This window comes from Ruegeria sp. AL2 (assembly GCF_056540845.1).
The window spans coordinates 57,318-70,663 of record NZ_JBQFXM010000013.1 but is presented as its reverse complement, the minus strand read 5'-3'; the positions used below and the strand labels follow the sequence as shown (position 1 = coordinate 70,663).

The 13,346-nt window shown below is 59.3% G+C and carries 14 protein-coding genes and 1 riboswitch; of the genes, 5 read left to right on the top strand and 9 right to left on the bottom strand.

Annotation, left to right across the window (positions count from 1 at the left end; translation table 11 throughout):
- The 8 genes from ACR0ID_RS15255 to dnaK form a co-directional block, all read right to left on the bottom strand.
- Positions 1-966: a ThiF family adenylyltransferase gene (locus tag ACR0ID_RS15255; protein ID WP_480606694.1), complete on the bottom strand. Its 966-nt coding sequence runs from the start codon at positions 964-966 to the stop codon at positions 1-3.
- Positions 963-1,559 carry a thiamine phosphate synthase gene (locus ACR0ID_RS15250; RefSeq protein WP_480606692.1) on the bottom strand — a complete coding sequence of 199 codons (597 nt, stop codon included), beginning with the start codon at positions 1,557-1,559 and terminating at the stop codon, positions 963-965. The genes ACR0ID_RS15255 and ACR0ID_RS15250 overlap by 4 nt, the downstream gene beginning before the upstream one ends.
- The gene (locus ACR0ID_RS15245; protein WP_480606690.1) at positions 1,556-2,320 is read right to left on the bottom strand and encodes a thiazole synthase; all 765 of its coding nucleotides are present in this window, start codon (positions 2,318-2,320) and stop codon (positions 1,556-1,558) included. The genes ACR0ID_RS15250 and ACR0ID_RS15245 overlap by 4 nt, the downstream gene beginning before the upstream one ends.
- Before the next feature lie 2 nt (positions 2,321-2,322).
- The gene (thiS, locus tag ACR0ID_RS15240; protein ID WP_480474356.1) at positions 2,323-2,517 is read right to left on the bottom strand and encodes a sulfur carrier protein ThiS; all 195 of its coding nucleotides are present in this window, start codon (positions 2,515-2,517) and stop codon (positions 2,323-2,325) included.
- The gene (gene thiO, locus ACR0ID_RS15235) at positions 2,501-3,478 is read right to left on the bottom strand and encodes a glycine oxidase ThiO (protein ID WP_480518180.1); all 978 of its coding nucleotides are present in this window, start codon (positions 3,476-3,478) and stop codon (positions 2,501-2,503) included. The genes thiS and thiO overlap by 17 nt, the downstream gene beginning before the upstream one ends.
- Positions 3,475-4,278, bottom strand: a complete 804-nt coding sequence (gene thiD / locus ACR0ID_RS15230) for a bifunctional hydroxymethylpyrimidine kinase/phosphomethylpyrimidine kinase (RefSeq protein ID WP_480606688.1) — start codon at positions 4,276-4,278, stop codon at positions 3,475-3,477. The genes thiO and thiD overlap by 4 nt, the downstream gene beginning before the upstream one ends.
- A 44-nt stretch (positions 4,279-4,322) precedes the next feature.
- A riboswitch (TPP riboswitch) is annotated at positions 4,323-4,427 on the bottom strand.
- A gap of 241 nt (positions 4,428-4,668) precedes the next feature.
- On the bottom strand, positions 4,669-5,814 hold the full coding sequence (gene dnaJ / locus ACR0ID_RS15225; RefSeq protein ID WP_480606685.1) for a molecular chaperone DnaJ: 1,146 nt from the start codon (positions 5,812-5,814) through the stop codon (positions 4,669-4,671).
- 74 nt (positions 5,815-5,888) lie between these two features.
- The gene (gene dnaK / locus ACR0ID_RS15220; protein WP_480518184.1) at positions 5,889-7,796 is read right to left on the bottom strand and encodes a molecular chaperone DnaK; all 1,908 of its coding nucleotides are present in this window, start codon (positions 7,794-7,796) and stop codon (positions 5,889-5,891) included.
- Between the two features lie 212 nt (positions 7,797-8,008).
- On the opposite strand from dnaK, the gene ACR0ID_RS15215 reads away from it, so the two are divergent.
- Complete coding sequence (locus tag ACR0ID_RS15215) at positions 8,009-8,611, top strand: alpha-ketoglutarate-dependent dioxygenase AlkB family protein (RefSeq protein WP_480606683.1); 603 nt, start codon at positions 8,009-8,011, stop codon at positions 8,609-8,611.
- Here the strand turns inward: ACR0ID_RS15215 and ACR0ID_RS15210 are convergent.
- Complete coding sequence (locus tag ACR0ID_RS15210) at positions 8,608-9,432, bottom strand: ABC transporter permease (protein WP_480606680.1); 825 nt, start codon at positions 9,430-9,432, stop codon at positions 8,608-8,610. The two genes, ACR0ID_RS15215 and ACR0ID_RS15210, sit on opposite strands and share 4 nt — an antisense overlap.
- Before the next feature lie 122 nt (positions 9,433-9,554).
- On the opposite strand from ACR0ID_RS15210, the gene cysQ reads away from it, so the two are divergent.
- The 4 genes from cysQ (at position 9,555) to ACR0ID_RS15190 (ending at position 13,258) form a co-directional block, all read left to right on the top strand.
- A complete protein-coding gene (gene cysQ / locus ACR0ID_RS15205) occupies positions 9,555-10,352 on the top strand; it encodes a 3'(2'),5'-bisphosphate nucleotidase CysQ (RefSeq protein ID WP_480486959.1) in 798 nt (265 codons plus the stop codon).
- Positions 10,352-11,152, top strand: coding sequence for a 3-deoxy-manno-octulosonate cytidylyltransferase family protein (locus tag ACR0ID_RS15200; protein WP_267364430.1), 801 nt, complete (start codon positions 10,352-10,354; stop codon positions 11,150-11,152). The genes cysQ and ACR0ID_RS15200 overlap by 1 nt, the downstream gene beginning before the upstream one ends.
- Positions 11,153-11,223: 71 nt before the next feature.
- Positions 11,224-12,207 carry a UDP-glucose 4-epimerase GalE gene (gene galE, locus ACR0ID_RS15195; protein WP_480518192.1) on the top strand — a complete coding sequence of 328 codons (984 nt, stop codon included), beginning with the start codon at positions 11,224-11,226 and terminating at the stop codon, positions 12,205-12,207.
- A gap of 7 nt (positions 12,208-12,214) precedes the next feature.
- The gene (locus ACR0ID_RS15190; RefSeq protein WP_480606677.1) at positions 12,215-13,258 is read left to right on the top strand and encodes a glycosyltransferase family 2 protein; all 1,044 of its coding nucleotides are present in this window, start codon (positions 12,215-12,217) and stop codon (positions 13,256-13,258) included.
- Positions 13,259-13,346 lie beyond the last annotated feature (88 nt).

Sequence of the window (13,346 nt, the reverse complement as noted above, 5' to 3'; positions counted from 1 at the left end):
TCAAGAGGCTGAGGCCGCGACGAGCACAATCTCGCCCGGCCAAATCGGTTGGATTTTCTCGGCAGCGCGCCATGCGCGCAGCCCAGTGGCACAGCAAAGGGCGAGGCGTTGCCCCTTGTTTGGGTCTATTTTTTGTATTTCTTCGGGTGAAATGCGCGTCGCGTTCGGGTGGGCCGAAACTGGCGCTTCGTCCGGGTCACGCAGTTCGATAATCTGGTCTGTCTCCCTCAACTGACTGGCAGCGAGAAAGCGGAAACAGCTTGACGGTTCCGGCGCGTCATCAAAACGAAACCCGGTGCTGCGCAGGGTTCGCGCATCATATTGCACCATCTGCCCTAGGGGTGATGGGTCAAGCCGCAAGATCAGGCTCAGCGCCATCTGCGCCTGCATGGACCCGATCACAGCGACAACGGGACCCAGAACGCCCGCCGTGGCACAACTTGCGCCGCTATCCGGCGCATCGGGGAATACAGCACGCAGAGAAGGCGCGCCGCCACAGAAGCCGCCTGCATAACCTGAAAGCCCCAGCACCGAGGCGCTGATCAGCGGCTTGCCTTGTGCCAGACAGGTATCCGACAGCATATAACTGACCGCATAGCTGTCGGCACAATCCAGGATAATATCCGCCTGCGACACCAGATCGGGTGCATTTTCCCCTGTTAGAGCCTTCTTTTGGCCCACAATGTCAATCTCGGCATTCAGCGCACGGCAACGGGTTGCCGCAACGTCTGCTTTGGGTTGCCCGCAATCTGTTTCGGAAAACATTGTCTGGCGATGCAGGTTCGACAGATCGACGATGTCACCATCGATAATTGTGATATGCCCCACCCCGGCCCCGGCCAATAGTGGCAGCAGCGGCGCGGCCAGACCACCTGCGCCGACCACCAGAACACGGGCCGCAATCAGGTGGGCCTGTCCTTCGATCCCAACCTCGGGCAGCAGCGTCTGGCGGGCATAGCGGCTCATCTCGTGACCTCGATCCAGGCACGCACCCGCGCTTCGGGGTCGGCGTTCAGCGTGATGTCCGTGACGGCCGAGACAATGTCGGCCCCTGCTGCCAGCACCCCTGCTGCGCGCTCGACGCTCATGCCGCCAATACCGACCAGAGGAATGTCCCCAACCCGCGCCTTCCATTCGGTCACGCGGGGCAGGCCCTGCTGATGCCATTTCATCTTTTTCAGGATGGTCGGATAGACCGGGCCCAGCGCCACGTAATCAGGATCCATGGCCAGAACCCGCTCAAGCTCATCATCGTCATGAGTGGAAACACCCAGCTTTAGACCCGCTTTTCGGATGGCTTTCAAGTCGGCATCATCCAGATCCTCTTGCCCCAGATGAACCCAGTCACAACCCAGATCGATGGCGTGTTGCCAGTAATCGTTGATCACCAGAACCGCCCCGTAGTCGCGGCACAGATCGCGCGAGGTGGCAATCTGATCGCGCACCAGCTCAACCGGCTGATCCTTGATACGCAACTGCACCAGCTTGACACCCAAGGGCATCATTCGCCGCAACCAGTCCGCGTGATCAAAGATCGGATAGAAACGGTCCAGCGTCATGACAGGAAGGCCTTTCCAACAACGGGGGTCGAAGGTTCGGCCATATCACGCGCCTCGATTGGGTCTGCCTGATGGGCCAGTTGCCCGGCATGGATTGCCTGCGCCATCGCCTTGGCCATCAGAACGGGATCACCGGCTCGGGCCACAGCGGTGTTCAGCAGAACGGCGTCATAGCCCAGTTCCATCGCGTGGGCCGCGTGGCTGGGCAGGCCGATCCCGGCATCCACCACCAGCGGCGTGTCGGGGAACTCGGCCCGCATCGACCGCAGGGCGTATTCGTTGTTCAGCCCACGCCCAGACCCGATAGGCGCCCCCCACGGCATCAGCACTTCACACCCCGCGTCCAGCAGGCGTTCGCCCACGATCAGATCATCGGTGGTGTAGGGAAACACCTTGAACCCGTCTTCGGTCAGGATTCGCGCAGCCTCGACCAGCTGGAACACATCCGGCTGCAAACTGTCGGTGTGGCCGATCAGTTCCAGCTTGATCCATTTGGTGTCAAACACTTCGCGCGCCATATGGGCTGTGGTCACCGCCTCTTTCACCGTATGACAGCCAGCCGTATTTGGCAGGATCAGAACGCCCAGCTCGCGGATCATCTGCCAGAATGTCTGCCCCGCGCCGGATTCCCGCCGCAGCGATACCGTTGCAACCGCCACACCGCTTTCACGAAAGGCCTGTTCCAGAATGGCGGGGCTGGGATATTGGGCGGTGCCCAGCATCAGCGGGTTCGGCAACTCGATGCCGTAGAACGTTCTCATCCTCAGCCCCCCTGCATCGGCGCGACAACTTCGATCCGGTCGCCATCGGTCAGTTTGTGCGCAATGCGCAGGCTTGACGGCACGAAATCTTCGTTCACGGCGGTGGCCACACGGCCCGAGAAGCCGCATTCCAGCAACAGATCCGACAGGGTTTCAGCGCGCACGTCCCGCGTCTCGCCGTTAAGCACGATCTTCATCGACCATCTCCGAATGTGTGTTGTCCAATGCCAGATCAGCGACACCCCGCGCCAATGCAGGGGCCAGCAGATAGCCATGGCGATAAAGCCCGTTGGCATAGATTGTCCGACCCAAGCGCCGGATACGCGGCAGGTTGTCCGGGAAAGCGGGGCGCAGGTCGACACCGATCTCCAGCACCTCGGCCTCGCCAAAGGCCGGGTTCACGGCATAGGCCGCGCTGAGCAGTTCCAGCATCGAGCGGGCGGTGATGCGGCTGCTGTCCTCGGATTCGATCATGGTTGCACCCAGCATGTAGACGCCGTCCCCGCGCGGAACGATGTAGAGCGGCATCCGCGGATGCAACAGCCGCACCGGGCGCGAAAGGTTCACATCGGGGCAGCGGAGAACCAGCATTTCACCCTTCACGCCGCGTAGGTCATGCAGATATTCGCGCGCGTGCAGGCCTCGGCAGTCAATGGCGTTGTCCAGTTGCGCCGGAGCTAGCTTTCGGTGGAATTCCACGCCTGCGCCTTGCAGGTGACGATGCAGATCGCGCAATGCCTGGCGAGGATCAAGGTGCGCTTCGTTTTCAAAATACAGAGCTTTGCTAAACTTGCTCAGATCAGGCTCTAATTCGATTATTTTCGCGCGATCAAACTCGCTGAACCCTTCGGTCCTGCGTGCAAACCGACGCAGGTCGGGCAGGTCACGTGCGTTGGCAACAACAAGGGTTCCACTTCTGTTTACCTGCGTTCGCTGCACCCACCATTCGATGGCTTCCTGCCCCAGCCGCAGAACCGGTTCTTCCGCATTTTCATATTCACACCACGGCGCCAGCATCCCACCGGCCCACCAGGAACACCCATGCGGGCCGGGCGGGCCGCCCGGATCAAAAACCTGCACCCTTGCGCCGCGTGACACAAGCTCACTGGCCACGGCCAGACCCGCAACGCCTGCACCTATGACCGACCAGAGCGTCACGCGGGCCAGATCCGATGGAAGTGGTGCACAGGGCCGTGCCCGGCACCAATCTTCAGCTCATCCGCCCGCGCGATGGCCCCTTGGAGATAATCATGCGCCTGCGCGACCGCATCCCTCAGCGGCAGGCCCCTGGCCAGTCCGGCGGCGATCGATGACGACAGGGTGCATCCGGTTCCGTGGGTGTTCTTCGTGTTCTGACGCGGGGCCTGAAACGCGGCCACGATACCTGAGGGGTCGACCAGCAGATCGTGGCAGACATCGCCGGACCCATGCCCGCCCTTCATCAAAACCGCACCTGCGCCCAGATCACACAGGGCCTGGCCTTGTGCGGCCATCTCGTCCGGTGATTGCGCCGGTGTCGCATCCAGCAAACACGCCGCTTCGGGCAGATTGGGTGTCAGCACAGTCGCTGCTGGCACCATCACTTGGCGCAGCGTCCGGACTGCTTCCTGCGCCAGCAAGGCATCTCCGGATTTTGCGATCATGACGGGATCAAGAATTATGGGGCCCTTGAACGTTTCCAGACCTCGAGCCACTGTGTGAATGATCTCTGGCGTGGCAAGCATACCGATCTTAATGGCCTTCACGTCCAGATCGCTCAGCACCGCGTCGATTTGAGCAGCAATGACATCCAGAGGAACCCCATGCACCGCAGTGACGGCTTGCGTGTTCTGCGCTGTAATGGCGGTAATGACGCTTGCGCCGAATACACCCAACGCGGACATCGCTTTCAGATCGGCCTGAATCCCGGCGCCTCCGCCACTGTCAGACCCAGCAATGGTCAGGGCAATTGCCGCCATTTCGTTGCTCCATCTTTTTTGGGCAACGAGGTAAGGAAAACGTCTGTGTTCATAAGACCGTTCCCTACGCCGGAATTGCCCGGATCAGGTTCGATGGGTTAGCGCGGCTGCGCCTCTCAGCCCTGATACGGGCACCCCAACGGTTGTCGTGGACAATTTCAGGGTCGACGGTCGGAATCAAGACCCAATTTGGCAAATGCATTGCCACTTTTGGTCATCTGATAAGGCCAATTGAGTGTTTTTAGGGAGTGTTTTGCGAGGCTCTGCCTCGCGCTCCGGGATATTTAGAGCCAGATGAATAACGGATCCCTGCTTCATCTGGCTGGAAATATCCCGGGGGAGGCGCCCGAAACGGGCGGCGGGGGCAGAGCCCCCGGGTAACCCTGGTTGTCAGCTTTTCATACCGTCCCAGAAGGATTTGACGGATGAGAAAAAGCTTTTTGATTCCGGGTGGTTGTCTTCGCCCAGGTCATCAAACTCGCGCAGAAGTTCTTTCTGGCGGGTGGTCAAGTTGACCGGGGTTTCAACCGCCAGTTCGATGAACATGTCGCCAACACCGCCGCCGCGCAATGCGGGCATGCCTTTGCCGCGAAGACGCATTTGCCGACCCGACTGGCTGCCAGCCGGGATCTGCACCCGCCCACGCCCGCCATCGATTGTCGGAACCTCGATCGATCCACCCAGCGCGGCCTTGGCCATGCTGACCGGTACACGGCAATAAAGGTTTACGCTGTCGCGTTCGAACAACTTGTGATCAGACACTTCCACAAAGATGTAGAGGTCGCCCGGAGGGCCACCACGCATTCCGGCCTCGCCTTCACCCGCCAGTCGAATACGCGTTCCGGTTTCGACACCAGCGGGGATGTTGACCGACAAAGCGCGATCTTTTTCGACGCGGCCTGCACCCTTACAGGATTTGCAGGGGTTCTTGATGATCTGACCCAGACCCGAACAGGTGGGGCAGGTTCGTTCGACCGTAAAGAAGCCCTGTTGCGCCCGCACCTTACCCATGCCGGAACAGGTGGGGCAGGTTGTCGGCTCGACCCCGCCTTCTGCACCGGTTCCTTCGCAGGAGGAACAAGCCACGGCTGTAGGTACATTGATGGTTTTCTGCTGGCCCGAGAACGCCTCTTCCAGCGATACACGCAGGTTATAGCGCAGGTCAGAGCCGCGCGCGGCGCGTCGGCCGCCACCACCACGTTGCCCGCCCATGAAATCGCCGAACAGGTCGTCGAATACATCCGAGAACGCGCTGGAGAAATCGCCCTGCCCAAAGCCGCCGCCATGCCGACCACCGCCGCCCATGCCGTTTTCAAACGCGGCGTGGCCAAAGCGGTCATAGGCCGCCTTTTTGTCGGCATCGCGCAGCACGTCATAAGCCTCGTTGGCTTCCTTGAACTGCGCCTCGGCATCCGGGTTGTCCTTGTTGCGGTCCGGATGCAACTCTTTGGCTTTCGTGCGAAAACCTTTCTTGATCTCATCCGCCGAAGCGCCCTTGGACACACCGAGCACTTCGTAATAGTCGCGTTTTGACATCAGTATTTCCTTCTGCCTCAACGTAAATAGGCCGGCCCGGCATCCGGACCGGCCCACATTGGCCCGGTTACCCGTTAGTTACGCTTTTCGTCGTCCAGATCTTCAAACTCGGCATCGACGATATCGTCATCACCATGTGCGGCATCCGCTGCGACAGGCTCGTCCTCGGCCTCTTCGGACTGCGCCTTGTAGATGGCCTCACCCAGCTTCATCGCTGCTTCGGTGACATTCTGGATGCCAGACTTGATCTTGTCGGCATTGTTGGTTTCCAGCTCGTCCTTGAGTGCGGCGATGGCCAGTTCGATGGCTTCGATCGTGGTCGGGTCGACTTTGTCGGCATGCTCTTCCATCGACTTTTCGGTCGAGTGGATGAGGCTTTCCGCCTGGTTCTTGGCGTCGACTAGCTCGCGGCGTTCCTTGTCGGCTTCCGCGTTCTCTTCGGCGTCCTTGACCATCTTTTCGATGTCTTCGTCGGACAGACCGCCCGATGCCTGGATGGTGATCTTCTGTTCTTTGCCGGTGCCTTTGTCCTTGGCCGAAACCGAGACAATGCCGTTGGCGTCGATGTCGAAGGTCACCTCGATCTGGGGCATGCCGCGCGGTGCGGGCGGGATGTCTTCGAGGTTGAACTGACCCAGGATCTTGTTGTCCGCAGCCATTTCACGTTCGCCCTGGAACACGCGGATGGTCACGGCGTTCTGGTTGTCCTCGGCAGTCGAGAAGACCTGAGACTTTTTCGTCGGGATCGTGGTGTTGCGGTCGATCAGGCGAGTGAACACGCCACCCAGCGTCTCGATGCCCAGCGACAGCGGGGTCACGTCCAGCAGAACCACGTCCTTGACGTCGCCCTGAAGAACACCGGCCTGAATGGCGGCGCCCATGGCAACCACTTCGTCCGGGTTCACACCCTTGTGCGGCTCTTTGCCGAAGAACTTGGTGACTTCTTCGATCACTTTCGGCATCCGGGTCATACCACCGACCAGAACAACTTCGTCCACGTCAGCAGCCGACAGACCGGCGTCTTTCAGAGCAGCCTGGCACGGTTTCATCGACTTCTTGATCAGGTCGCCGACCAGAGATTCCAGCTTGGCACGGGTCAGTTTCATGACCATGTGCAGCGGCTGACCGTTCGAACCCATCGAGATGAACGGCTGGTTGATTTCGGTCTGCGAGGTCGAGCTGAGTTCGATCTTGGCTTTTTCCGCGGCTTCTTTCAGACGCTGAAGGGCCATCTTGTCAGCAGACAGATCGACACCGTGTTCCTTTTTGAACTCATCCGCCAGGTAGTTGACGATGCGCATGTCAAAGTCTTCACCACCCAGGAAGGTGTCACCGTTGGTCGATTTGACCTCGAACAGGCCGTCGTCGATTTCCAGAATGGTCACGTCAAAGGTACCGCCACCAAGGTCATAAACCGCGATGGTTTGGGTTTCCTGCTTGTCCAGACCGTAGGCCAGCGCGGCAGCTGTCGGTTCGTTGATGATCCGCAGCACTTCCAGACCGGCGATTTTACCGGCGTCTTTGGTGGCCTGACGCTGTGCGTCGTTGAAGTATGCCGGAACGGTGATGACCGCCTGCGTGACTTCCTCACCCAGATAGCTTTCCGCGGTTTCCTTCATCTTGCCCAGAGTGAAGGCCGAGATCTGGCTTGGGGAGTATTTTTCACCGCGGGCCTGAACCCACGCGTCGCCGTTGCCACCATCGACGATGGTATAAGGCACCATTTTCTTGTCTTTTTCGACTTCGGCATCATCCACACGACGACCGATCAGACGCTTGACGCCAAAGATCGTGTTGTCGGGGTTGGTGACCGCCTGACGTTTTGCAGGCTGACCGACCAGCCGCTCTTCTTCGGTGAAGGCGACGATCGAGGGCGTGGTCCGCGCCCCTTCGGCGTTTTCGATAACCTTCGGTTGCGAACCGTCCATGATGGCCACGCACGAGTTTGTGGTCCCGAGGTCAATCCCGATTACTTTTCCCATTTTTGCAATCCCTTTCTCTTCAAGGCGATGTCTCGACGGCAGGACCCGTTAAGGCATCCCGTCCCCGATCTGATGTACGCGACAGCACTACCATCGCGCGTCCCGGCGTATATAAGGGCGAGACCAGAGGCCTGCAAGCACCGTAGAACGCAGGTTTTAGGGATTCTGATGCCTTTTTTGGCAAGGAATTGGAAAGGATTGGGGTTTCCGGAATGGCGCGATTGGTTTTGCGGGGGTTCGATATCAGGAAAGGCTATCTTGATCCTGCGGCCCAGTCGCGGGTGATCGCGGATTTGCGCCCGATTCTGAAAGCCGCGCCCCTGTTCCGGCCTGTTACCCCCTCGGGCAAGGAGATGTCGGTTCGGATGACCTCGGCTGGCGATCTGGGTTGGGTAACCGACAAGGCCGGGTACCGGTATCAGGATCAGCACCCCAAAGGTGGTGACTGGCCGGAAATCCCCGCCGCCATTCTGGATATCTGGCGCGATCTGGTCAGCACCGAGCGAGCGCCCGATTGCTGTTTGATCAACTACTACGGGGAAGGCGCAAAAATGGGCCTGCACCAGGACAAGGACGAGGCAGATTTTTCATGGCCCGTCCTGTCGGTTTCGCTGGGCGACGATGCCTTGTTTCGGATTGGCAGCACGACGAGCGGCGGCAAGACCGAGTCGATCTGGCTGAGCTCGGGGGATGTGGTCGTCATGGGCGGTCCGGCGCGGCTGGCATATCACGGCGTGGATCGGATCAGGTTCGGATCCTCGCGCCTGTTGCCAAAAGGCGGGCGCATAAATCTTACGCTGCGGGTGGCGCGTTAGCGGCGTGCATTCCAGCTTTTTGAGACGTGCTGACGGGTGAAGAATTCGCCCATAAGACCGATCATCAACAGGGCGATTCCGACCCAAGCCGGGTATTCCCAGCTTGTGTTTCTTGGATAATAGTTGCGGAACACGAACCCGCGGGTCTGGTCGATGATGTGAAACAGCGGGTTCCAGGCAAACATCATCAACAGCCCGCCACCCAATGCGTTCGCAATGAACATCTTACCGGAAAACACCATGTTCAGACGGCGATATATATTGGTTAGCATCGAAACGGTCGTCGGGGCCCACGGTTTCAACGCCATAAACACAAGCCCCACCGCGCAGCCGGTAAACCAGGCCAGCACCAGCATTGCGAAGGCGCCGCCGGGGTTCTGCACCTCAAGCGGAGCAACCGCGACACTGTAGACGAACAGGATGATGAACATGGCCAGCAGGAACTTATAGAAAGTGCTGAAGGCCGCCGCGAGAATCGTGACCATCACGTTCATCGGCGAATGCAGCATCATCGGGTTATTGGAGGATCCAACCCCGGAAATCGCGCCGATCGATTGTATGTGCAACATGAACGGGAACACACCCGACAGGACATACAGCAGAAATTCGCCCCTGATCCTGGCGACCCCGCCCCGGCCCATCAGCGACATCAGTAGATAGAAGGTGACCATCATCACCAGCAATTGCACAACGTTGAGCATAATCGCGATCACCGCATTCGGATGCTGCGCGCGCACGTTCCGGACCACCGCGTGGAACACCAGTTCCGCAGTCGTCAGTGCACCGCCCAGCAGCGTTTGATTGCGCTTGTAATAGAACACTTAAAGGGTCTTTCCTGCCTCGTCGTCCCTAACCTGGCATGAATATCTTGCCGTTCGGTAACCGTCGCATCATAAGTCGGTCACGAGTTTGGATCAACAAACCACAGGAACGGAGCATTTTTGTGACCTACGACGCGCTTATTCCCGTCATCCGGCGTCTGGCCCTTGAGGCCGGCGACAGGATCATGGAAATCTATGAGGCAGACGATTTCGACGTCAAAGTCAAATCAGACTCCAGCCCTGTGACCGAAGCGGATGAGGCAGCCGATGCGCTGATTTCAGCCGGGTTGCGTCAGGCATTCCCCGATATCCTGCTGATCACCGAAGAACAGGCCGCCTCGCATTCCGAAAAAGGGGATACCTTTCTGATTGTCGATCCGCTGGATGGCACCAAGGAATTCATCAACCGCCGTGGCGATTTCACCGTCAACATCGCGCTGGTCGAGAACGGAACGCCGACACGGGGTGTGGTTTACGCCCCGGCGCGGGGCCGCATGTTCTACACGCAGGCCGATGGTCAGGCGGTCGAGGAAACAGGCGCGTTTGACAAGGATGCGCCCGGCACCCTGACGCCAATATCAGTCTCTAACCCGGACAATTCCGCGCTTTTGGTCGTGGCTTCAAAGTCGCACCGGGATCAAGCCACCGAGGATTACATCAACAAGTATCAGGTCAAGGACAGCAAAAGCGCGGGATCGTCTCTCAAGTTCTGTCTGGTTGCGACAGGCGAGGCGGATCTTTATCCGCGGGTCGGGCGCACGATGGAATGGGACACGGCGGCAGGGCACGCGGTACTGGCCGGGGCCGGAGGCCGGGTTGTGCGGTTTGACGATCACTCGCCGCTTCTCTATGGCAAAGAGGGCTATGCGAACCCGTTTTTTATCGCGTACGCTCCGGGTGTTAAGCTGAAGGAGGCCTGATGTCAGTTCTGATCGCCATCCCCGCCCGCTATGCCTCGACCCGCTATCCGGGCAAGCCATTGGTGCCGCTGACCGGCGCGACCGGCGTTTCGATGACACTGATCGAACGGTCCTGGCGAGCAGCCACTTCTGTCGCGGGCGTGGACCGGGTTGTGGTCGCAACCGATGACGACCGCATCCGCGAGCTGTCCGAAGGCTTTGGCGCCGAGGTGGTAATGACCTCGGAAAATTGCCAGAACGGCACGGAACGCTGCGCCGAGGCGCACAAGGTTCTGGGCAGCGGCTATGACATCGTGGTCAACCTTCAGGGCGATGCACCCCTGACACCGCATTGGTTTGTCGAGGACCTGATCACAGGGCTGCGCGCGGCACCCGATGCTGGCGTGGCCACACCGGTCCTGCGTTGCGACGGGGATGCTTTGAACAGCCTGCTGAACGACCGCAAACATGGCCGCGTTGGCGGAACAACCGCCGTGTTCGGGCGCGACAACAGCGCGATGTATTTCTCGAAAGAGGTCGTGCCTTTTACTTCGGAGACCTATGGCGGGGATGAACCCACACCGGTGTTTCACCATGTTGGCGTCTATGCCTATCGACCTGATGCGTTGGCGGCCTATCCGGGCTGGCCAACGGGCCCTCTGGAAAAGCTGGAAGGTCTTGAACAGCTTAGGTTCATGGAAAATGGTCGCAAGGTTCTGTGCGTCGAGGTTGACGCCAAGGGCCGTCAGTTCTGGGAGCTGAACAACCCGCAGGACGTGCCCAAGATCGAAGAGATGATGGCTGCGATGGGGCTGGAGTAGCCGGTTTTGCCCATGACGCCCCGCGGTTCCCATATCTCGATGACAGGCAATCTGGATCCAAAGGACGTTTCATGAAACCAATCCTCGTGACCGGTGGTGCCGGATATATCGGGTCGCATGCCTGCAAGGCGCTTGCGCAGGCGGGCTATGTTCCCGTGGCCTATGACAATCTGGTCACCGGCTGGCAGGATGCAGTGAAATACGGTCCGTTTGAACAGGGCGACCTGTTGGACCGGGCACGCCTGGACGAGGTATTTGCCAAGCATAAGCCGGTTGCGGTGATGCATTTTGCGGCGCTCAGCCAGGTGGGCGACGCGATGCGGCAGCCCGGGTTGTACTGGTCGAACAACGTCACCGGATCGCTGACACTGATCGAGGCTGCGGTTGCGGCGGGCTGTCTGGATTTCGTGTTCTCGTCCACATGCGCCACTTACGGCGAGCATGACAATGTGGTGCTGGACGAGGCAACCGCCCAACACCCGCTGAACGCCTATGGTGCATCGAAGCGCGCAATCGAGGATATCCTGAGGGACTTCGAAGCGGCCCATGGGCTGCGCCATGTCATTTTCCGGTATTTCAACGTTGCTGGCGCCGATCCCGAGGGCGAAGTGGGCGAGTTTCACCGGCCTGAAACCCATCTAATCCCCCTGATGCTGGACGCGATTGATGGCAAGCGCGAGGGTTTGACCGTTTTTGGCACCGATTACGATACGCCCGACGGCACATGTATCCGCGACTACGTCCATGTCTGTGATCTGGTCGACGCGCATGTTCTGGGGCTGGGTTGGCTGGAGCAGGGTAAAGAAAGCCGTGTTTTCAATCTGGGCACCGGCTCGGGGTTTTCCGTGCTTGAGGTGATCGAGCATTCCAAGTCCGTCACCAACCGCCCGGTGCCGTATTCGGTCGGTGCCCGACGAGCGGGCGATTGCACCAAGCTGGTTTCCGGCTCTGTCCGGGCCCAAACCGAACTGGGATGGAAGCCGAAAAGGTCAACGTTAGAGACGATGATTGCGGATGCCTGGCGCTGGCATCAGAACGGCCACTACGAGAAATGAGGCCCCGGTGACGTCCAATACGGTTCAGACACTCCCTGATATCGGTTGGCGACAGGAATACCGGTTGCGATGGAAACGGCGACGCCTTCTTTGGCGCTCGATGCGCAGCCGACATCAACTGACCTGCCTGAAAGATCAGACAAGCAGGATACGGGGCAACGATATTCTGGCCTTTACCACATTGCGGAATGAAATCACCCGCCTGCCCTGGTTCTTCCGTCACTATCGCCAGCTGGGCGTGAACCATTTTCTGATCGTCGACAACGGCAGCGATGACGGCTCGGCTGAATACCAGCAAGGGCAACCGGATGTTTCCCTTTGGCAGACCCGGTCCAGCTATCGCGGATCACGCTTTGGGCTGGACTGGCTGAGCTGGCTACAGATGCGATATGGCCATGGCCACTGGTGCCTGATGGTCGACGCGGATGAGCTGCTGGTTTATGCCCGGCACGACCGCCAATCTCTGCATGAGCTCACAGAATGGCTGGACCGGCAGGAACGGGCCGGGTTTGGCGCTTTGATGCTGGATCTGTATCCAAAGGGGTCGTTGGGCGACCAAACCTATGACCCGGAAACGGACCCGATCAAGGTGCTGAACTGGTTTGACGCAGGCCCGTATCGTGCGCAGCGGCAAAGCCCGATGGGAAACCTGTGGGTTCAGGGCGGCGCACGCGAGCGGGTGTTTTTTGCCCAGACGCAGCAGCGATCCCCGACGCTGAACAAGATCCCGCTCATGCACTGGTCGCGGCGCTATGCCTATGTAAACTCGTGCCATTCCGCCCTGCCCCGCCGCCTGAACGCAGAGTATGACGGGCCGGGCGGCGACACCCCGTCCGGCGTGCTGCTGCACACGAAATTTCTGCCGGACATTATTGAAAAATCCAAAACTGAAAAGCTGCGCCGCCAGCATTTTCATGACCCGAACCAGTTCGGCGCGTATTACGATCAGATACTCAATCAACCAGACATGTGGACCCCGCAATCGGTGCGCTATACCGGCTGGTCGCAGTTGCTGGAAATGGGGCTGATGCGCGACGGCGGCTGGCGTTGAAACAAATCGAGGGGGATCAACGGCACCTTTACCATTTCCGGGGTTTAAAAAAGTTGCCTCAGAAGAGGTAGAAGTGGCATAAACCCAC

Excerpts from the sequence above, each read along its gene's own strand:
- ACR0ID_RS15255 (WP_480606694.1), bottom strand. The coding sequence starts at position 966 with ATGAGCCGCTATGCCCGCCAGACGCTGCTGCCCGAGGTTGGGATCGAA.
- ACR0ID_RS15250 (WP_480606692.1), bottom strand. The coding sequence starts at position 1,559 with ATGACGCTGGACCGTTTCTATCCGATCTTTGATCACGCGGACTGGTTG.
- ACR0ID_RS15245 (WP_480606690.1), bottom strand. The coding sequence starts at position 2,320 with ATGAGAACGTTCTACGGCATCGAGTTGCCGAACCCGCTGATGCTGGGC.
- thiS (WP_480474356.1), bottom strand. The coding sequence starts at position 2,517 with ATGAAGATCGTGCTTAACGGCGAGACGCGGGACGTGCGCGCTGAAACC.
- thiD (WP_480606688.1), bottom strand. The coding sequence starts at position 4,278 with ATGGCGGCAATTGCCCTGACCATTGCTGGGTCTGACAGTGGCGGAGGC.
- dnaJ (WP_480606685.1), bottom strand. The coding sequence starts at position 5,814 with ATGTCAAAACGCGACTATTACGAAGTGCTCGGTGTGTCCAAGGGCGCT.
- dnaK (WP_480518184.1), bottom strand. The coding sequence starts at position 7,796 with ATGGGAAAAGTAATCGGGATTGACCTCGGGACCACAAACTCGTGCGTG.
- ACR0ID_RS15215 (WP_480606683.1), top strand. The coding sequence starts at position 8,009 with ATGGCGCGATTGGTTTTGCGGGGGTTCGATATCAGGAAAGGCTATCTT.
- ACR0ID_RS15200 (WP_267364430.1), top strand. The coding sequence starts at position 10,352 with ATGTCAGTTCTGATCGCCATCCCCGCCCGCTATGCCTCGACCCGCTAT.
- galE (WP_480518192.1), top strand. The coding sequence starts at position 11,224 with ATGAAACCAATCCTCGTGACCGGTGGTGCCGGATATATCGGGTCGCAT.